Here is an 18,450-nt window from a genome sequence, read left to right on the forward strand (position 1 = left end):
GGAGGGGGAGGGGGTGTGGTGGGGGGGTGGGGGGGGCGCGGGGCGGCGGACGGGGGGGGGGGGGGGGGGGGGGGCGAGGGGGGCGGGGGGCGCCGGGGCGGCGGGGGGGGTGGCAGGCGGGGGGGCGGGGGCGGGTGCGGTTTGCGCCCGCAGCACGCGGCGGGCGATCGAGGCGCGCAGGACCTCGGACGAGCCCTCGTAGATGCGGAACCCGCGGGCCTCGACGAGGAAGCGGGCGACGAGATGGTCCTCGCAGATCCCGAGCCCGCCGTAGAGCTGGACGACCCGGTCGAGCACCCGCCACACCGCCTCGGCGACGAACGTCTTCGCGATCGCCGCACCGTGGCGGGCCGTGGAGCTCGCCAGGCCGTCGGTGTCGAGCACCCGCGCGACCGACCGCACGAGCGCCCGCGCGGCGGCGATGTCGATCTCGTTGTCGGCGACGTGGGCCTGGGCCATCCCGTGCTCGGAGATCGGCTGGCCGAACGAGGACCGGCCGGTGATGTGGGCGGCGGCCATCTCGTGCGCCCGGGCCGCAAGCCCGAGCCAGCTCATGCAGAACGCCAGCCGTGACGGCGCCAGCCGGACCTGGGCGTACCGCAGGCCGGCGCCGACGTCGCCGAGCACCGCCTCGTCCGGCACGAAGCAGTCGGCGAAGGTCACCTCGCAGTGCCCGCCGGCCGCGCTGTGGTCCAGGGTGGGCATCCGGCGTCCCACCCGCAGGCCCGGGTTGTCCTGGTCGACGAGGAACATCGTGGTGCCGCCGTCCCCGGTCCGCGCGATGCAGATCGTGAACGCGGCACCCTCGGCGCCGGTGATGAAGTGCTTCGCCCCGTCGATCACCCAGCCACCGGGGACGCGGGCGGCGGCGGTACGGACCATCGACGGGTCCGAGCCGGCACCGGGCGCCGGCTCGGTGAGCGCGATGGCCGAGCGGGTCTCGCCGCGCAGCAGCGGGTGCAGGTAGCGCTCCGCCTGCTCCTGGGTGCACGCGGCGGCGAGCAGGTGCATGTTGCCGTCGTCGGGTGCCGCGCAGTTGACGGCGGTGGGGCCGATGAGGCTCGTCCCGGCGGCCTCCAGCACCTCGGCGAGGCCGGCGTTGTCCAGACCGAGTCCGCCGAGCTCGACCGGGGTGAGCGGCCCGAACACCCCGGCCTCGCGGGCGGCGCGCTGAAGGTCGACCCGGACGTCGTCGTCCATGTGCCGACCCGCCACGACCAGCTCCCGCTCGACCGGCAGGACCTGCTCCTGGATGAAGGCCCGGGTGCGCCGGGCGAGCTCGCCGACATCGGTACTCATCAGCCTGCCTCCGATCCCTCTGTCCTCGGTCCTTCGGCTCAGCCGGCCGACAGCAGGCGCTTCTCGGTGGGTGTGCCGACCTCCTCGTAGAGCTCGGTGAGGTTGTCGGGGTGGAAGAACTCGTGGCCGGGGATGCCGCCGGCGATCATGGCGAAGAACCTCTTCGTGTACCGCGGGCTCTGGGCGGTGGCCCGGAAGACCGCGTCCAGGAACGGCGGCAGGACGAGGTGCGCGAGGGTGCAGGTCAGCTGGAACGTGCCGTGGCTCTCCTCGTCGCGGACCTTGACGTACTCGGCCGCCGCGTCGTCCAGCGTCCGCTCGCCGGCCAGCGCCGCGAGCAGCCGGTCGGCGAGCAGCTGCGCCTGGTTGAAGGCGTCGGTGATGCCCCAGCCGGTGAACGGGTCCTTGTGGTAGCCGGCGTCGCCGACCAGGGCCCAGCCCGGTCCGCTCGAGCGCCGGTAGTAGTTGTCCGGGTACCGCATGGGCCGGAACTCCTCCGCGCGCCGGCCGCGGGCCCGCAGGTCCTCGCCCAGCTCGGGCAGGACGTTGTCGAAGATGGCGTGGAAGCTGCCCTCGACGTCCGCGCGGAACTCGCTGAACGCCGAGCGCGGGCGGATGATCGACAGCATGTGCTGCCCGCCGTTCGTCGGCCAGGTGCCGAACTGCTGCTCGCCGAAGCCCGTCCGGTGGTGCATCGGCCAGTCCAGGCCGTCGTAGTACGAGTAGTAGATGAACCCGGCGGCGGGGACCACCTTGTAGAAGTCCGCGCCGACCTTGTCCGCCACGGTGGACGTCCGGCCGTCCGCGCCGACCACGAACCCGGCGCGGAACTCCTGCTCGGGGCCCTCGCCGACACGGCCGCGGATCCCGGCCACCCGGCCGTCGTCGAACAGCAGGTCGGTGACGGTGAAGCCCTCGACGACCTCGGCTCCGGCCTCGCGGGCCGCGTCGACAAGCAGCTTGTCCAGCACGGTCCGCCGCGGGCAGTACACGGCGTCGATCCCGTCGATCGGGTCGGCGAAGCCCTCCAGGAAGATGCCGGTGTAGGAGAACGTGAGGTGGCGGATCGGCGGGACGCCGGTGGCGACCAGGCGGTCCAGCAGCCCCCAGTCCCGCAGCCGGGCCAGCCCGGTCTGGTGCATGTAGTGGGTCGAGACGGTGTCGCTGGGGAAGGTGGCGCGGTCCACGACCAGGACCCGGTGGCCCTGGCGGGCGAGCAGCATGGCGAGGGGCGATCCGGCGCAGCGCGCACCGACCACGATGACGTCGTACATCCTTGGGAGCTCCCGTCGGACAGGCGGGCGGGTGGAGGAGAGTGCGGGCGGAGCGGGTGAGGTGGTCAGGCGGGTGCCGAGGCAGCCGCGGGCACGGTCGCCGGCACGGATGCCGCCGCCGGCGGGGCCGCCGCGTAGAGCTCCTCGATCTCGGGGGCGAACGCCGCCTCGATCTGCGCGCGGCGCAGCTTCATCGAGGGCGTGAGATGGCCGGCGTCGATCGTGAACTGGCCGGGCAGCACCCGGATCCGCCGGATCGACTCGGCGCGGGAGACGAGGCCGTTGGCGTCGTCGACCGCCTCGCGCAGCCGGTCCAGCAGGCCGGGGTGTTCCCACCAGCCGTCGGCGTCCAGGTCGAGGCCGGCGGTGTCGGGGGTGTCGGGGGTGTCGGCCAGGGCGCGCAGCGCGGCCGGATCGAGGGTGAAGAGCGCGGCGACGTACGGGCGGGCCTCGCCGATGACCATGGCGTCGGCGACCAGGGGGTGCAGCCGCAGCCGGTCCTCCAGCAGCGTCGGCGTGACGTTCTTGCCGCCGCTGGTCACCAGGATCTCCTTGCGCCGGCCGGTGATGACCAGGAAGCCGTCGGCGTCGAGCCGGCCCAGGTCTCCGGTGTGCAGCCAGCCCGGATCGCCGGCGGCGGCGACCTCGGACGGATCCTGGCCGGCCCGCCAGTAGCCGGGGGAGACGTTGGGACCGGCGACCAGCACCTCGCCGTCGTCGGCGATCGCGACCGTCGTTCCCGGGATGGGCTGGCCGACGGTGCCCGGGCGGTTCGTCGCGGGCTGGTTGACCGTCACGGCGGTCGCCGCCTCGGTCAGCCCGTAGCAGTTGAGGATCTCCACGCCGAGCCCGCGGTAGTAGGCCGCGGTGGTGGTGTCCAGCGAGGCTCCGCCGCTGATCACATGCGTGAGCCGCCCGCCGAAGACCGTGCTGGCCCGGGCCAGGGCCGCCGGGTCCGGCCGGCTGGTGAGGCGCCCCGGCGAGCCGTCGCCGTTCCCGCCGGCGCCGCCGCTGGTGTCGTCGCCAGCCGTCGCCGTCGCCGCGGCCAGGCCGGTGGCCACCGCCGCCAGCTCGGTGTCGGTGTCGATCGCCCGGCGCAGCCCCTTACGGATCTTCTCCAGGCCGTAGGGGACGAGCGCCAGTACCGACGGCCGGAAGGTCGCCATGGCGGGCAGGAGTTCGGTCACGGCGGGCAGCAGCCCGGTCCGCGTGCCGGCGTGGAGGCAGGCGACCAGGATCGTCCGCCCGAAGACGTGAGCCAGCGGCAGGCACAGCAGCGTCGACGCCTGCCCGCCGCCGTCACCTGCCAGGCGGAACAGGTCGCCGGTGTGCTCGACGGTGTTGGCGCTGGAGGCGAACAGGTTGCCGTGGGTGAGCATGCAGCCCTTCGGCATGCCGGTCGTCCCACTGGTGTAGACGATCGTCGCCAGCGAACCGGCGCGGACGGCGTCCCGCCGCCGGGTGAACTCCGCCGCGCCGGCCGGGTCGGCGCCGGTCGCCGCGCCCCATCCGTCGAGGTCCGCCAGCGGCCAGGGGGCGGCGCGCAGGGCGCCGCCCGCGGCGGCGGTCACCAGCTCCAGGTGCTCCGCCGTCTCGGCGAAGCACCAGCGCATCCCCGAGTCGGTGACGATATGGGCGACCTGCACCGCCGACGCGGTCGGGAAGATCGGGACGGTGACGGCGCCGACCGCGAGCACCGCGAGGTCGGCCACCACCCACTCGTAGCTGGTCCGGCCCAGCAGGCCGACCCGGTCACCGGCCTCGACGCCGGCCCGCAGCAGGCCACCGGCCGCCTGGCGGACATGAGCGTCGAGGTCGCGGTAGGTGACGTCCGCCCAGCCCGCCGCCACCGGGCGGCTGAGGGCCACGAGCTCCGGGGTGGTCCGCGCCCGGTCGTGAACAAGGGAGTACAGGCCACGGTCATCAGGCAGGACGAGACCCGCGCCCAGGGTGTACTGCGACACACCGACCACCTATTCGTGACGAGGTTCGGGGAATTCCTGGGGGAATTTCCGAATCAAGTCTCCGCGCGGCACGGTGTGGTTGGCAATGTCTTTGTCGCTAACGATCCGTAAACGGTGTCAATCGCTGCCACTGGCCGTTTCGATGGATCGATGGAAACTATTTATTCTTCGGCGGGAATTCCTGGGCCGTGGCCGGCGGCGGTCCACTGCTCGAGGAGCCGCAGGGTGCGGGACGGGTCCGCGTGCTCGATGACCTGCCAGCCCCGGGCCTGGGCCGCGGCGCAGTTCGCCGCCACGTCGTCGATCAGCAGGCACGCCGCGGGCGGGACCCCGAACGTCGACTCGGCCAGCGCGAAGATCGCCGGGTCGGGCTTGCGCAGCGCCACCTCGAAGGAGTTGATCGTCACCTCGAACGGCCACGGGCGCACGTCCGGCGCCAGCACCTGGCGGTGCGGCTCCCACTCGCGGATGCTGTTCGTCAGCATCCCCACCCGCAGGCCCCGGGCCCGCACCCGGGCGAGCAGCTCGAACAGCGCGGTGTTGGCGGTCCGTCCGGCATACCAGTGGTCACCGAAACGGGTCAGGTCGAGCTGCGGCGTCCAGGCGGGCGCCAGCTCCGCGGTGACCCGCAGGCCCCACTCCCGCTGGGTGAGCAGGCCCAGCTCGAGCGGCTCGATCAGGGTGCCCCCGTGGGGGGCGGCGACCCGCCGGATCGCGGCGAGGAGCTCGTTCGCGGGGACGCCCGCGGCCGCCGCGACCTGGCCGAACAGGCCGTCCAACGGCGAGGTGAGAACGCCGCCGTAGTCACACCAGACCGCCTGTACGGCCTGCTCCGCCTGTAACGCCGGTATCACCGGCTTCCCGGGGGCCTCGTCGGCTGCCGCAGGGGACGCCTCGTTCGCTGCCACGGTCGGATCGGTCACGGTCGGATCGGTCACGGTCGGATGGGTCACGGTCGGATCGGTCATGGGCGCATTGTCAGGCACGTGGAGTCAGCTCGGGGGCGACTCGGGGCAGCGGCCCGGTGTCGCGGGCGGCGAAACGGCCGGCGGGCGTGGCCAGGTGCACCGGACCGTCGAACGCGCGTTCCGCGTCGGCCTTGCGTGCCTGCAGCCACGCCGGCTCGGCGGTCACGAAGTGGGTGAGGACGAGCTGCCCCACCCCGGCCGCCGAGGCGACGGCCCCGGCGTCGGTGGCGCTGAGGTGGCCGTGGTCCGTCGTGTCGGTCAGCTCCAGGGTCGACTCGGCGAGCAGCAGGTCGACATCCTGCGCGAACGGCACCAGCTCGGCAGTCACCCCGGTGTCGCCCGTGTAGGCCAGGCTGCCCGAGGCGCCGTCGATCCGGGTACCGCAGTTGGGGACGGCGTGCCGCAGCTCGTGCAGGCTGACGGTGGCGTCGCCGACGTCGAAGGTGTCACCCGGCGTGTACTCGCGGACGTCGAACGCCACCTCGAAGGCCCGGTCCAGCAGCGGGATCGTGGTGACCGGGAACAGCGCGGCCAGCGCCCGCAGCCGCTCCCGGCCCCCCACCGGCACGTACAGCGGCACCGGGGCCCGCTGGACCCGGGCGGCCAGCTCCGGCAGGGACGGGAAGAGCTTCGCGAACTGGCCGTGCCCGGCCAGCAGCGTCTTGCCGACAGGGAGCAGGTCGTAGCAGTGGTCCAGGTGCAGGTGGCTGATGACGACCGCGTCCAGCCGGTCCGGGTGCATGATCGTACTCAGCGCGGTGGCGGCCCCGGGGCCGCAGTCCAGCAGCAGGCGGGCCGCACCGGTCTCCACCAGGTAGCTGGAGCTGCACTGGCCGGCAGCGGGCATCCCCGACCGGCATCCGAGGACCGTCAACTGCATGTCCGTGTCCATTCTGTCGGACAGCGTCGGGACTCCGGCGACGCTGTCATGAACGCCGCCACCCCGAGGCCGCCGTCATAAGCGCCACGGACCTGGGGCAACAGCAGGGCCCGGTACGGCGACCAGCCGGTACCGCCCGTTTGAGCGATGTTCTGCGCCCCGCAGTCCGTCGGCAACGCAGAAATCCCGAACGGACAATTCAGGATGCCAATCGCCCGCGCCGTGGCAGGACACAGCACAGTCAGGTGCCGGGGGTGTCACCCGGAAGGAGTCAGGCGCCGGCCGGGTCGGGGCGGGGCGCGGCGGCGGCCGGCGGCCGGTCGACGAAGGGACCGGCGGCCTCCAGACAGTCGAGGAAGGCGCTCACCACCGGCTGCGGATCCGGCCTCCAGACGGCGTACATCCCCACCGTCGGGACCGGGTCGACCAGGCGCACGGCGGACAGCCCGTGCCCCGGGGGATGCGCGCCGCGGGCGGCCGAGGCGAACCCGACCACCGGCTTGGTGGTGACGACGATGCCGGTCGCCCCGGAGTCGTCCACCTCGTCGGAAACCGTCAGAGCGATGCCGCAGCGGTCGGCCGCCGCGAGGATCGCATCATGCATCGCGGGGCTCTGCTCCCGGCGGAACAGCACGCACGGCTGGTCGGCGAGCTCCCGGAACGGGACCTCGGCCCGCGCCGACCAGGGATGGCGGCGGCTGACCACCGCGACCAGCGGGATCGTCGCCACCCGCTGGGAGCGCAGCTGCGCGGAGGGCGGGCCGGCGAAGACCAGCGCGACGTCGAGGCGGCCCTCGGCCAGGGCGGACAGCTGCGGGCCGCTGCGCGCCTCCCACAGCGTGGTCGACACCCCGGGGTAGTCGGCGGCCAGCCGCAGCAGCGTCGGCTGCAGCACCCGCTGCCCGGCCGGGTAGTTGAACCCGATACTGATCATGCCGGTACGCCCGGACGCCGCCTCACGGGCGACCGTGACGGCCCGCTGCGTAGCGTCCAGCAGCCGGCGGGCCTCCACCTCGAAGGCGCGGCCGGCGGCGGTGAGTCGCACCTCGTGGGAGGTGCGGGCGACCAGCTCGACGCCGATGTCGCGCTCCAACCGCTGCAGCTGCTGGCTCAGGGACGGCTGGGCCAGGTGGAGCCGGGCCGCCGCCCGGCCGAAGTGAAGCTCCTCCGCGATGGCCAGGAAGGACGTGAGATATCGCAGTTCCATGGCCATCCTCCCACTTGGCGGCCACCACGCTACCGGCGGGCGCTAACCGCCGGTGACGCGCATGTGTGGACGGGGGAACCGGAAGATGGCGGATAGTCGCCACGTCGGCCGGCGCCGACGAGGCGGTCAGGCGCGGAACCGGACGGGAAGTTCGGCCAGGCCCCGGATGAGCAGGTTCGGCTTGTACGCGGGCGCGTCGTCGAGCAGCTCCGCGGCTGCCACCCGCCGGATGAACCCGGCCAGCAGCAGCTCCATCTCGAGCAGCGCCAGCGGCGCGCCGAGGCAGTAGTGGTGCCCGAGGCTGAACGACAGGTGCCGGGGTGCCCCGGCGCCGCCGACCGGCCCGCCCGAGCTGCCCGGCCCGCCGGCGAACCGCCGCAGGTCGAGCCGTTCCGGGTCGGTGTAGGCCGCCGGGTCCCGGTTGGCGCAGGCGATCAGGGCGACGACACCCTCGCCGGGTGCGAACACCTGCCCGCCGACGGTCAGCTCACGCTTCGCGGCGCGGGTGTTGAGATGGATCGGCGAGTCGTAGCGGAGCAGCTCCTCCACGGCCGGGCCGATCAGGTCGGGCTCGGCGCGCAGCAGCGCGAGCTGGTCCGGACTGCGCAGCAGCGCGAGCATCCCGTTGCCGACCAGGTTCACCGTGGTCTCGTGCCCGGCGATGATCAGCGTCACGCAGGTGCCGAGGAGCTCGTCGGCGGTCAGCCGGTCGCCGTCGTCCTCGACCTGGGCGAGAACGGAGATCAGGTTGTCGCCGGGCTCGTTGCGGTGGTGCTCCACCAGCTCGCTGAAGTACCCGAGGAACTCCGGGATCGCCCGGTTGCGCTCGGCCAGCGCCTGCGGGCTCATCAGGGCGTCGGGGTCGAAGGCCCGCGCCAGTGCCTGTGACCAGACCTGCACCGCGGGATGGTCGGCCGCGGGCACTCCCAGGATCTCGCAGATGACGGTGAGCGGCAGCGGGTAGGCGAGCATCTCGATGAGATCGAAGTCGCCGGCGGCGAGCGCGTTGTCGAGCAGCTCGTCGACGAGCGCCTCGATACGGGGCCGCAGCAGCTGGACGCTGCGCGGGGTGAAACCCCTGCTGACCAGGCCGCGCAGCCTGGTGTGGTCCGGCGGCTCCATCCACAGGAACGTGGTCGGGAAGCTTTCCGCCGGCAGGGTCGGGTGCATCTGGTGGGCTTCGAGGTCGTGCCCCCAGTCCTGGTTCGAGAGGACGGCCACGCAGTCGGCGTGCCGGGTCGCGACCGGCAGCCCGAACGGCGTCGCGTGCAGCGCTCCGGCCTCGCGCAGCCGCCGGTAGACGGGATAGGGATCAGGCCTGGTAGCGGGGTCGAAAAGCTCGGCGAGCAGGGCGGTCGGGTTCTCCGTGGTGAACATCAGGTGATATCCGTCCTGTCGAGTTCTTAACGTCTCCCGTCGCCGCGGTGGGCGGCCGGCCCGGCGATTACGCCGGCCGTATCGTCCGTTCTTCTGGTGGTTCCGCGCAGGCCGATTAGAAACCCTTATGGGCCCATAGTCGGAGCAGTCGAATGTTTGACGTGCACGGCGCGGTACGCAAACGTTTCTCCCCGGGGATGGCATCACAGCGCGTTCCGGCTGTTGCGGAGGAAAGGACACCGGTGGCAATGAGAGGAACGGGCGGTGCGGCATCCGACCCGGCGGCCGTGGGAACGGTGGCGGTAGCGGTCGTGGGAGCGGCGGCGGTGGCGGGAGCGACGGCCGCCGCGGCGCTGGCCGCCGGTAGCGTGCACGCCGCGCTCGCGGTCGTCGCCGCGCGGCGGCCCGACGTCGGCATCGCCTTCCCGTCATCCGGTGAGACGCTGACGATGCGCGAGCTCACCGACCGGGTGGAGGCACTGGCCGCCGCCCTCGCCGCGGGTGGGGTCCGGCCCGGCGCCCGGGTCGGTGTGCTCAGCGACAACGGGCCCGACTTCCTGGTGGCGCTGGCCGGGGTGAACCGGGCCGGCGCCGCCGCGTGCCCGCTGCCGCTGCCCGCCTCCACCCGGGACCTCGCCGGCTACTCGGCGCGGCTGTCCCGCGCGGCGGCCGTCGCCGACATCAGCCTCGTCCTGGTGGGCGGGCGCACGGCCCGGCTGGCGAGCCGCTTCGCCGGGGCGTTCGACGTGGGCGGGGGCGTGCGGATCGCGCCGGTGGCCGAGTTCCTCGCCGGCGGCGCCGCGGCGGCCCGGACGGGACCGGCGATCATCCCGCCGGACGAGGTGTCGCCGGACGACGAGGCACTGGTCCAGTTCACCTCCGGCAGCACCGCCGCGCCGAAGGGCGTCGTCCTGACCCACCGCAACATCCTGGCCGGGCTGGCCGCGATCATCGGCGGTGCCGGGCTCACCGAGAACGACGGCGGCGGCGGGATCTGGCTGCCGCTGTTCCACGACATGGGGCTGTTCGGCACGCTCGCCGGCATCCTCGCCGGGATGCCGATGACGGTGTGGTCACCGGCCGGCTTCGTGAAGGATCCGGCCGGCTGGCTGGCGGACTTCCTGCGCCGCGGCGCCAGCATCGCGCCGATGCCGAACTTCGCCTACGACTACCTGGTCGACGCCGTGCCCGACCCGCGGGCGGCCGGTCTGGACCTGAGCGGCTGGCGGGTCGCCTTCAACGGCGCGGAACCGGTGTCGCCGGTCTCCCTGGACCGCTTCCTCACGACGTTCGTCCCGGCCGGGTTCTCCCCGGCGGCGATGTTGCCGGTCTACGGCATGGCCGAGGCGACGCTGGCGGTCACCTTCCCGCCGCCCGGCCGGGCGCGGCCGGTGTTCCGCTGGGTGGACCGTGACCTGCTCGCCCGCGCCGGTGTCGTCCGGGACGTCCCGTCGGACGCGCCGAGTGCGCGCGGGCTGGTCGGCGTGGGCCGGCCGGTGCGCGCGATGAGCGTCCGCATCACGACCCCTGCCGGCGACCCCGGGCCGGGGGTGGATGCCGGAGCCGACCCGCGGGTCGAGGTGCTGCCCGACGACATGGTCGGGGAGATCCAGATCCGCGGCGACTCCGTCACCCGTGGCTATCTGACCGAGTCCGGTGCCGCGCCGACCGGGGCGTTCACCGCCGACGGCTGGCTGCGCACCGGCGACCTCGGCTTCCTGCGCGACGGCGAGCTCTACGTCACCGGCCGGGTCAGGGAGATGGTGATCGTCCGCGGGGTGAACTACTACCCGCACGACGCCGAGGACGCCGTCCGCGAGGTGCCCGGCATCCACCGCCGGCGGTGCGTCGCCTGCGCCGACGTCGCGCCCGACGGGACGGAGACCATGGCGGTGATCGCCGAGACGGCACTGGCCGACGAGGACGAGGGCGAGCGGGCGGCGCTGGTCGTCCGGATCCGGTCCGCGGTCGGCGCCACGCTCGGCCTGAGCGAGGTGACCGTGCACCTCGTCGGCCCCGACGCCCTGCCACGGACGTCCAGCGGGAAGTTCCGGCGCCTCGCCGCCCGCGACACCACCCCGGCGGGCTGAGCCCCGGCGAGGCGGAGCAGCTGCCGCCCGACCGGCTCGCACGACCGTCTCGACCGCCTGCCCCGACCGCCCGTCCCGACCTCGTCCACCGACCGTGCTCCCGCGGTCTGATCAGGCAGGTGCTGGCAGATGCACAGCTATGACGTGTTCCGACACTACGAGCGCCAGGTGTGGCGGCTCGCCGACATCCCGTTCGACGAGGTGCGGCCGGAGGCCGTCCGCCCCGAGTACATCCGGATCGCGCGCGGCGCGGTGATGGGCGAGGCGAACTCGATCGCCGCCCAGCACGGGTTCTTCGACGAGTTCGTCCGCGACTACGACTTCTCCGCGTTCGTCGCCCTGTGGGGCTACCAGGAGCTGCAGCACCACTTCGCCTTCCGCGCCTGGCTGGAGGTGATCGGCGAGCCGGTCGAGGCCGGCCCGGTCGAGGCGATGCGGGAGCCCTACGCGCCGGGTACCACGCCCGCGGCGACCCTCGCCACGAACATCATCTCCGAGCTGACGGTGAACCACGTCTACCGTGCGGTCGCCGCCTGGGTGCGGGAGCCGGTGCTGCGCCGGATCATGACCAACGCGAGCCTGGACGAGGCCGCGCACGCCCGCGAGTTCATCCACTACACCCGGCGGCGTCTCGCCGCGCATCCCGACGAGCTGGCCTCGGTGCTGGAGACGCTGTTCTTCTACACGTCCGAGCAGCGCATCAAGCACCCGGTGGGCGTCTTCAAGGGCGAGCTGGACGCGCTGCGCGACCACGACACCATCGACACCGGCTTCGACTTCTTCCTCGCCCAGGTCGCGACCGAGGGAGAGCTCGCCCACCTGCAGGACAAGATCCGCCGGGCCTTCGGCGGGATGACCGGCCTCGACCTGACCACCAACGCCCGGGTGCGCCGCAGTCTCGCCGAGGTCATCGAGGCCGCGGCATGACCGCGCCGGCCGGCGAGAGCACGTCGCCCGACTCCGGCGAGCTGCTGACCCCCTGGGCCGTCCTGGACGACTACCAGTGCTTCGGCTGCTCGCCGCACAACCCGCACGGCCTGCAGCTGCGCTTCCGGGAGCGGCCCGACGGTCTCGTCGCCTCCTTCCGGCTCGGCCGGGCCCACGAGTCGTATCCCGGCGTGGTCCACGGCGGCCTCGTCGGCGTGATCTGCGACGAGACGATGGGTAACCTCCTCGTCCTGCGGACCGGCCGGCCGTCCTTCACCACGGCGATGCGGGTGCGCTACCTGGCGCCGATGCCGGTGGACGTCCCGCACGAGTGCCGGGCCCGGATCACCACCGAGCTGCCCGCGGCCGACCCGCCCGGCACCGACCCGACGGCCCCTGGTCTGCCGGCCCCTGGTCTGCCGGCCACCGGGCTGCGCGGCGCCGGTCTGCCTGCCAACGGGCTGATCAGCGCCGAGGCGGACATCCTGAACGCCGCCGGCGACCTCGTCGCCACGGCGCGTGCGACCTACCGGCCGGTGGACCTGGACGCGGCCCGCGACCGCATCCAGCTCAGCGACCGCGCCGCCGGCCGCCTGGCAGACGCCCTCACGGCCCCTGCCGCCCCTGCCGCCCCTGTCACGACACCCGTACCCGTCGCCGTTCCCGCAGCCGAGGAGTCCTGATGCCCACCACCGCGGAGCCGGTTCTCACGACCGTCACCGGCATCGTCGCCACCGAGCTGGCGACCAGCCCGGACACCGTCGACCCCGATCTCGACCTGCGCACCGTCGCCGGCGCCGACTCGGTGAAGGTGCTGCGCATGATCGCGCGCATCGAGCGCGCCTACGACATCGAGCTCGACGACGAGGACGTCTTCACCGTGACGACCGTCCGCGAGGTGACCGCGGTCGTCGAGCGCGCTCTCGCCGGCGGCGCGGCGGCATGACCGCCGCCCCCACGGCCGCACCGGCCACCCCCGCCGCGGCCCCGACGCGAGGCGGCACCAGCACCAGCACCAGCACCGGTGCCGATGTCGGTGTCGGTGTCGGTGTCGCGGACACCAACCAGCACTACGACCTCGACCCGGAGATCTTCGGCCTGTTCCTCGACTCGCGCCGCAAGTACTCCAGCGGCCTGTACCGGACCGACGGCGCGACCCTGGAGGCCGCGCAGCTCGCCAAGCTGCGCTTCGTCGCCGAGCGGCTCGGGCTGCGCGGCGGCGAGCGGACGCTCGACGTCGGCTGCGGCTGGGGGTCGGTCGTCCTGTTCCTGGCCGCGGAGCTGGGCTGCCACGCGGTCGGGGTCAGCCCGGCCGGGCGCCAGCACGCGTACATCGCCGCCCGCGCCGCCGAGCTGGGCATCGCCGAGCTGGTCCGGACCCACCAGGGCCACTTCGAGACCCTCGACCTGCCGCCGGCGTCCTTCGACGCGGTGTCGCTGCTCGGCTCGATCGTCCACATGCCCGATCTGGACCTGGTGTTCCGCCGGGCCCGGGCGCTCCTGCGCCGTGGCGGGCGGCTGTACGTGTCCGAGTCCTGCTTCCGCAACGCGGCCGCGCACGCCGAGTTCGACCGCCGCGGCGGCACCGAGTTCGTCCGGAACTCGATCTTCGGCTGGGGTGACATGCGCCCGCTGTCGGAGCTCATCCGGGCGGCGGAGGACGCCGGCTTCTCGGTCCGTTCCGTCGACGACCTGACCGAGGACTACCGCCGCACCATCGAGCACTGGCTGGACAACGTCGCGGCGCACGCGGACCGGATCGACGCGATCCGGCCCGGCACGGCGCAGACCCTGAGCCGCTACCTGCAGGTCGCCAACGCCGGCTGGGGCTTCACCACCAAGCACTACGCGCTGGTCTGCCAGAAGTCGCGCTGACGAGCCCGAGAGACGGACACCATCCCGAGAGACGGACACCATGACGAACACGAGTGCCCCGCCCTTGCCGTCCTCGCCGCCCGCCCCGCCCCGGACGTCGGACCCGGTGCTGCGCGGCCCGGTGCGGGGGCCGTTCCTGCCCCCCGGGGACATGGAACAGGCCGTCACCGCCTACCACCTGGCGACCTCCCCGGCGCGGCGCTGGGATGTCGAGTCCGCTGTCGACTGGTCCGCCGCGGACGCCGACCGGCTCACCGACGGGCAGCGCTCCGCCGTGCGGTTCGTGACCCTGATCGAGGATCACCTGCCGGGCTACTTCGCCGTCTACACCCGCCGCTTCCCCCTGACGGCGGACGTCGACCTGGCCGACTTCGCCCACCACCGGGAGCTGTACCACTTCACCGTGCGCTGGGCGGTGGAGGAGGACAGCCACGCCCGGGCGCTGTTCCGCTACCAGACCGAGTCCGGCATCGTCGACGCCGACACCCTGCGCCGAGAGCTGGCGGTGGAGGGCCGCAAGCCCTTCGAGCTCCCGCACGACGACGCGGTGGCGCTGTTCGCCTACGCGCTCGTGCAGGAGAAGGCGACGCAGATCTACTACCAGCAGCTGCGTGCCGTCGTCGGCGACCCGGTGCTGGCCGAGCTGCTCGGCCGGCTCAGCCGGGACGAGGCGCGCCACTTCACCTTCATGGCCGACGTCGTCGAGCGCTACCTGCGGGTCCACGGCGACGCGGTGGTGGAGCCGATCCGGGACGTGATCGCCCGGTTCCGGATGCCGCTCGCGGACACGATGCGCGGCTACTGGCGCTGGGCGCTGCGCATCGCGGACACGGCCCGCTACGACCACACCGATGCCTACGACCACCTGATCCGCATCGTCAACCGCGCGGTGGACGCCCGGACGGACCGGGTCGACGAGCTCACCCGCTTCATCGCCGAGTGCCGCTCCGGCGCCGCGGCACCGGCATGACGCAGCCGGGCGTGAACGGCGGCCCGGTCGGGACGCGTGCGGTGGTGCTCGGGGCCAGCGTCGCGGGCCTGCTCGCCGCCCGCGTGCTGGCCGACCACGTCGACGAGGTGATCATCGTCGAAGGTGACGACGTCACCGGTTCGGCCCACGGCCGGCACCGCGGCGGGGCGGCGCAGGGCAGGCACCTGCACGCCCTGATGGAACGGGGCCGGCAGATCCTGGAGGAGCTGTTCCCCGGCCTGACCGCCGAGCTCGCCGCCGGCGGGGTGCCGGCGGCCGAGACCCTGGTCGGCACCCGCTGGTACTTCGACGGCGCCCGGGTGGCCCCCGCGTCGACCGGGCTGACCTCGGTACTGGCCAGCCGCCCGGTGCTCGAGGCGGCGCTGCGGGCCCGCACCCTGGCCCGGCCCGGGGTGCGCCTGCTGCCCGGCGTGCGGGCTGTCGGTCTCGCCCCGGCCGGGACCACCCGGGTCGCCGGAGCGCGGATCCGGCCGCTCGCGGGGGACGCGCCGGCCCGTGTCCTCGCCGCGGACCTCGTGGTCGACGCGACGGGGCGGGGCACCCGCGGGCCCGAATGGCTCGAGGAACTGGGCCTCGCCCGGCCGCGCGCGGACAGCGTCGACGTGGACCTCGCGTACGCCTCCCGCACCTACCAGCGCCGGCCCGGGGAGCTGGGCGGGGACTTCGGCGTCATCATCTCGACCCTGCCGGGGCGGCGCGGCGGCGGTGCGGTGGCGCAGGAGGGCGACCGCTGGATCGTCACGCTGGCCGGGATGCTGGGCGACCACCCGCCGGTCGACCCGGACGGCTACGACCGGTTCGCGGCCTCCCTGCCCGCCGGGGACATCCACCGGCTCATCCGAGGCGCGCAGCCGCTCGACGACCCGGTGCGCTACCGGTTCCGGACGTCGCGCTGGCTGCGGTACGACCGGCTGCGCCCGGGCGCGGACGGCTTCCTCGCGATCGGCGACGCCCTCTGCGCGTTCAACCCGCTCTACGCCCAGGGGATGACGGTGGCGGCCCAGCAGGCGCTCGCGCTGCGCGACTGCCTGGAGGCAGCCACGACCGGGCTGGACGGGCTGGCGCGCCGGTACTTCGCCGCGGCGGCCGGGCCGACGTCCCGGGCGTGGTCGATCGCCACCGACTCCGACCTGCGCTACCGGGAGATCCCCGGGCGGCGTGGCCTGCGCACCCGGGTGATCAACGCGTACGTCCCGCGCGTGCAGGCGGCGACGCGGGCCGACCCGGTGCTGGCCCGGGCGCTGCTGCGGGTGGTGAACCTGGTCGAGCCGTCGTCCACGCTGCTGGCGCCGGCGGTGCTGGCGCGTACCGCGCGTTTCGGCCTGCGACGGATCCGGACACTTCCTCCGAACACCGAAAACGGCTAATTTTTACGCTGGTTTCGATTCGTCCCTCCGCGGGGGCCGGCGGGACTGACGGAGGGACGCGCCGTGGACGACCAGGTCAGCTACGCTCGCCGCATTCATCAGCTCGCCACCGAACGTCCGGATGAACCCGCTTTACGCCATATCGCGCTGGATGGCTCCACCGCCGTCCTGACCCGCGCGGAGCTGGACCGCCGCTCCGGGCAGCTCGCCGGGGCACTCGCCGTCCGCGGGCTGGGCGCCGGGGACCTGCTCGGCCTCGGCCTGCGCAACTCGCCGCAGTTCGTCCTCAGCGTGCTCGCCGCCTGGAAGCTCGGGGCGGTCCCCGTCCCGGTGCGCTGGGACCTGCCGGACTGGGAGCTCTCCCGGCTGCGCGAGACGGTCGGCGCCCCCGTCCACCTCGGGGCCGCGGACCTCGGCTGGATCGACGCGACCGCCGAGCTCGCCGTCCCGGAGCTGCCCGACGCGACGTCCCCGCAGATGAACGGGATCTGCAGCAGCGGCTCGACCGGCACGCCCAAGGTCATTCTCAACACCCGCCCGGCGGTGTACGACCCGCGGTTCACCACGCCGTTCATCGACCTGTGGGGCACCGAACCGGTGCCGCGGCCGCAGGTCATCCTGGTGCTCGCGCCGATGTACCACGCGAACGGGTTCTCCACCCTCTACAGCCTGCTCGGCGGGGACCAGCTGGTGGTGATGGAGAAGTTCGACGCCGCCCGGGTCGTCGACGTGGTCGAGCGGCACCGGGTGAGCACCTTCACGGCGACACCGACCATGCTCCGGCGCATCGCCGACCTGCCCGACATCGAGGGCCGTGACCTGTCGGGTCTCGTGTGGATCCTGCAGGGCGCCGCGCCGATGCCGCCGTCGCTGGTCCACCGCTGGGCGAAGCTGATCGGCCCGGAGCGCATCCTGATGGCCTACGGCATGACCGAGGCGATCGGCATCACCGCGCTGCGCGGGGACGAGTGGATGCGCCACCAGGGCAGCGTCGGGCGCGGCATGCGCGGCACCGAGGTCCTGATCCTGGACGACGACGGCCAGCCGCTGCCGCCCGGCGAGATCGGCGAGATCTTCCTGCGCACCCCCGGCGCCGGCTACGGCGGTTACACCTACCTGGGCCAGGCACCGCAGCTGCGCCGGACCGGCGACGGCTACGAGACCGTGGGCGACCTCGGCTACCTCGACGCGGACGGCTACCTGTTCCTCGTCGACCGCCGCGTGGACCTGATCATCACCGGCGGGGCGAACGTGTTCCCGGCCGAGGTCGAGATCGCCCTCATCGACCACCCGGAGATCTCCGACGTCGTCGTCATCGGCCTGCGCGACCCGGAGTGGGGCCGGCGGGTACACGCCGTCATACAGCCCGTGGACCCGTCCCGCCCGCCGACAGCCAGCGAGGTCATCGCCTACGCCAGGAGCCGGCTCGCCCCGTACAAGGTGCCGAAGACGGTGGAGATCGTGGACGCCATCCCGCGCAGTGAGGCCACAAAGGTGAACCGGGGGGCACTCGTCGCGACCCGCGGCGGCTGACCCCGGCCCGAACCGGGCAGCCGGGCAGCCGGGCAGCCGCCCGCTCAGCCGCCCGCTCAGCCGCCCCTCATCCGCTCATCCGTTCACCCACTTCGAGGGACCGAGGCCGTTTGTCGACAGGCGGCGCCGGTCTCCTCTGCGGACCGCCGGTCCGTTTGGCGGTGGCCGGGGTGGGAGATTCGGGTCCGGTATGCCCGCCGACCTGGAATCACGCCTCCTGGACAGCCGGGAATGCATTGTCCGGAACGGTGGCGCTACACGGCCGGGCTCTTTCCCGGCTCCGGTCCCTTGGTCGTCGGGTCGTCAGGAGCGCTCAGGTGTGCCAGTGTGACGGGTGCCAGTGTGACGACAGGCACACCGGAAGGACGCCGCGGGAACGTCCTGATTTCGTGTGGAGCGTGCGACTGGCGTGGCGGCTCCCCGGCCGTCAGCGCCGCGCGATGACCCGACCAGCAACACCGACGTGACCAGCACCTCTGACCTGCAGTGACTGCCGGCCTCGCCGGCCGCCGGCCCCGTCGGCGCCCCGGCGGCCGGCTCGATGAAGGAGTTTTCGAGAAGAATGCCTCTGCGTGCTCGCCGGTCGTGTCTGGCGGTTCCGGCTTCCAATCCGAAGATGCTGGGTAAGGCGCAGGGCCTTCCCGCTGACCAGATCTTCTGTGATCTTGAGGACTCGGTGGCGCCGGGGGCGAAGGAGT

The 18,450-nt window shown here is 73.5% G+C and carries 14 protein-coding genes and 2 pseudogenes; 9 read left to right on the forward strand and 7 right to left on the reverse strand.

The genetic code is table 11. From position 1 onward, the window contains the following. Nucleotides 1-144: 144 nt before the first annotated feature. From AB1460_RS29780 to AB1460_RS29810, 7 genes and pseudogenes are all read right to left on the reverse strand, one after another. Nucleotides 145-1,299 (reverse strand): annotated as a pseudogene (locus AB1460_RS29780) (acyl-CoA dehydrogenase family protein); the annotation flags it as partial. 38 nt (nt 1,300-1,337) lie between these two features. Further along, a complete protein-coding gene (locus AB1460_RS29785; protein ID WP_368965409.1) occupies nt 1,338-2,573 on the reverse strand; it encodes an NAD(P)/FAD-dependent oxidoreductase in 1,236 nt (411 codons plus the stop codon). 65 nt (nt 2,574-2,638) lie between these two features. Next, nucleotides 2,639-4,537, reverse strand: coding sequence for an AMP-dependent synthetase/ligase (locus tag AB1460_RS29790; RefSeq protein ID WP_368965410.1), 1,899 nt, complete (start codon nt 4,535-4,537; stop codon nt 2,639-2,641). Nucleotides 4,538-4,698: 161 nt separating this feature from the next. Beyond that, entirely contained in the window at nt 4,699-5,505 is an 807-nt protein-coding gene (locus AB1460_RS29795; protein ID WP_368965411.1) for an HAD family hydrolase, read from the reverse strand. A gap of 10 nt (nt 5,506-5,515) precedes the next feature. Further along, a complete protein-coding gene (locus tag AB1460_RS29800) occupies nt 5,516-6,385 on the reverse strand; it encodes an MBL fold metallo-hydrolase (protein WP_368965412.1) in 870 nt (289 codons plus the stop codon). 271 nt (nt 6,386-6,656) lie between these two features. After that, the gene (locus AB1460_RS29805; protein WP_368965413.1) at nt 6,657-7,592 is read right to left on the reverse strand and encodes a LysR family transcriptional regulator; all 936 of its coding nucleotides are present in this window, start codon (nt 7,590-7,592) and stop codon (nt 6,657-6,659) included. Between the two features lie 126 nt (nt 7,593-7,718). Next, complete coding sequence (locus tag AB1460_RS29810) at nt 7,719-8,969, reverse strand: cytochrome P450 (RefSeq protein ID WP_368965414.1); 1,251 nt, start codon at nt 8,967-8,969, stop codon at nt 7,719-7,721. 248 nt (nt 8,970-9,217) lie between these two features. Between AB1460_RS29810 and AB1460_RS29815 the strand changes: the two genes are divergently transcribed. The 9 genes and pseudogenes from AB1460_RS29815 to AB1460_RS29855 form a co-directional block, all read left to right on the forward strand. Further along, nucleotides 9,218-11,059 carry an AMP-binding protein gene (locus tag AB1460_RS29815; protein ID WP_368965415.1) on the forward strand — a complete coding sequence of 614 codons (1,842 nt, stop codon included), beginning with the start codon at nt 9,218-9,220 and terminating at the stop codon, nt 11,057-11,059. 129 nt (nt 11,060-11,188) lie between these two features. Further along, nucleotides 11,189-11,986, forward strand: a complete 798-nt coding sequence (locus AB1460_RS29820) for a ferritin-like domain-containing protein (protein ID WP_368965416.1) — start codon at nt 11,189-11,191, stop codon at nt 11,984-11,986. Next, nucleotides 11,983-12,669 (forward strand): hotdog domain-containing protein, encoded by a 687-nt coding sequence (locus tag AB1460_RS29825; RefSeq protein WP_368965417.1) that lies wholly within the window; start codon nt 11,983-11,985, stop codon nt 12,667-12,669. Before AB1460_RS29820 ends, AB1460_RS29825 begins: the two co-directional genes overlap by 4 nt. Beyond that, nucleotides 12,669-12,932: an acyl carrier protein gene (locus AB1460_RS29830; protein WP_368965418.1), complete on the forward strand. Its 264-nt coding sequence runs from the start codon at nt 12,669-12,671 to the stop codon at nt 12,930-12,932. The genes AB1460_RS29825 and AB1460_RS29830 overlap by 1 nt, the downstream gene beginning before the upstream one ends. Continuing rightward, the gene (locus tag AB1460_RS29835) at nt 12,929-13,861 is read left to right on the forward strand and encodes an SAM-dependent methyltransferase (RefSeq protein WP_368965419.1); all 933 of its coding nucleotides are present in this window, start codon (nt 12,929-12,931) and stop codon (nt 13,859-13,861) included. The genes AB1460_RS29830 and AB1460_RS29835 overlap by 4 nt, the downstream gene beginning before the upstream one ends. Before the next feature lie 40 nt (nt 13,862-13,901). Continuing rightward, on the forward strand, nt 13,902-14,831 hold the full coding sequence (locus AB1460_RS29840) for an acyl-ACP desaturase (RefSeq protein ID WP_368965420.1): 930 nt from the start codon (nt 13,902-13,904) through the stop codon (nt 14,829-14,831). Beyond that, a complete protein-coding gene (locus tag AB1460_RS29845) occupies nt 14,828-16,219 on the forward strand; it encodes an NAD(P)/FAD-dependent oxidoreductase (RefSeq protein WP_368965421.1) in 1,392 nt (463 codons plus the stop codon). Before AB1460_RS29840 ends, AB1460_RS29845 begins: the two co-directional genes overlap by 4 nt. A gap of 63 nt (nt 16,220-16,282) precedes the next feature. Continuing rightward, nucleotides 16,283-17,752 (forward strand): class I adenylate-forming enzyme family protein, encoded by a 1,470-nt coding sequence (locus tag AB1460_RS29850; RefSeq protein WP_368965422.1) that lies wholly within the window; start codon nt 16,283-16,285, stop codon nt 17,750-17,752. A 562-nt stretch (nt 17,753-18,314) separates the two neighbouring features. Further along, nucleotides 18,315-18,450, forward strand: a pseudogene (locus AB1460_RS29855) (CoA ester lyase); the annotation flags it as partial.

The sequence above is a fragment of the Parafrankia sp. FMc2 genome (genome assembly GCF_041008525.1).
Lineage (GTDB): Bacteria > Actinomycetota > Actinomycetes > Frankiales > Frankiaceae > Parafrankia.

What these genes read in the sequence shown, in the direction of transcription:
- AB1460_RS29785 (WP_368965409.1), bottom strand. Translation starts at nt 2,573, where the DNA reads ATGTACGACGTCATCGTGGTCGGTGCGCGCTGCGCCGGATCGCCCCTC.
- AB1460_RS29795 (WP_368965411.1), bottom strand. Translation starts at nt 5,505, where the DNA reads ATGACCGATCCGACCGTGACCCATCCGACCGTGACCGATCCGACCGTG.
- AB1460_RS29800 (WP_368965412.1), bottom strand. Translation starts at nt 6,385, where the DNA reads ATGCAGTTGACGGTCCTCGGATGCCGGTCGGGGATGCCCGCTGCCGGC.
- AB1460_RS29805 (WP_368965413.1), bottom strand. Translation starts at nt 7,592, where the DNA reads ATGGAACTGCGATATCTCACGTCCTTCCTGGCCATCGCGGAGGAGCTT.
- AB1460_RS29810 (WP_368965414.1), bottom strand. Translation starts at nt 8,969, where the DNA reads ATGTTCACCACGGAGAACCCGACCGCCCTGCTCGCCGAGCTTTTCGAC.
- AB1460_RS29815 (WP_368965415.1), top strand. Translation starts at nt 9,218, where the DNA reads ATGAGAGGAACGGGCGGTGCGGCATCCGACCCGGCGGCCGTGGGAACG.
- AB1460_RS29820 (WP_368965416.1), top strand. Translation starts at nt 11,189, where the DNA reads ATGCACAGCTATGACGTGTTCCGACACTACGAGCGCCAGGTGTGGCGG.
- AB1460_RS29825 (WP_368965417.1), top strand. Translation starts at nt 11,983, where the DNA reads ATGACCGCGCCGGCCGGCGAGAGCACGTCGCCCGACTCCGGCGAGCTG.
- AB1460_RS29830 (WP_368965418.1), top strand. Translation starts at nt 12,669, where the DNA reads ATGCCCACCACCGCGGAGCCGGTTCTCACGACCGTCACCGGCATCGTC.
- AB1460_RS29835 (WP_368965419.1), top strand. Translation starts at nt 12,929, where the DNA reads ATGACCGCCGCCCCCACGGCCGCACCGGCCACCCCCGCCGCGGCCCCG.
- AB1460_RS29840 (WP_368965420.1), top strand. Translation starts at nt 13,902, where the DNA reads ATGACGAACACGAGTGCCCCGCCCTTGCCGTCCTCGCCGCCCGCCCCG.
- AB1460_RS29845 (WP_368965421.1), top strand. Translation starts at nt 14,828, where the DNA reads ATGACGCAGCCGGGCGTGAACGGCGGCCCGGTCGGGACGCGTGCGGTG.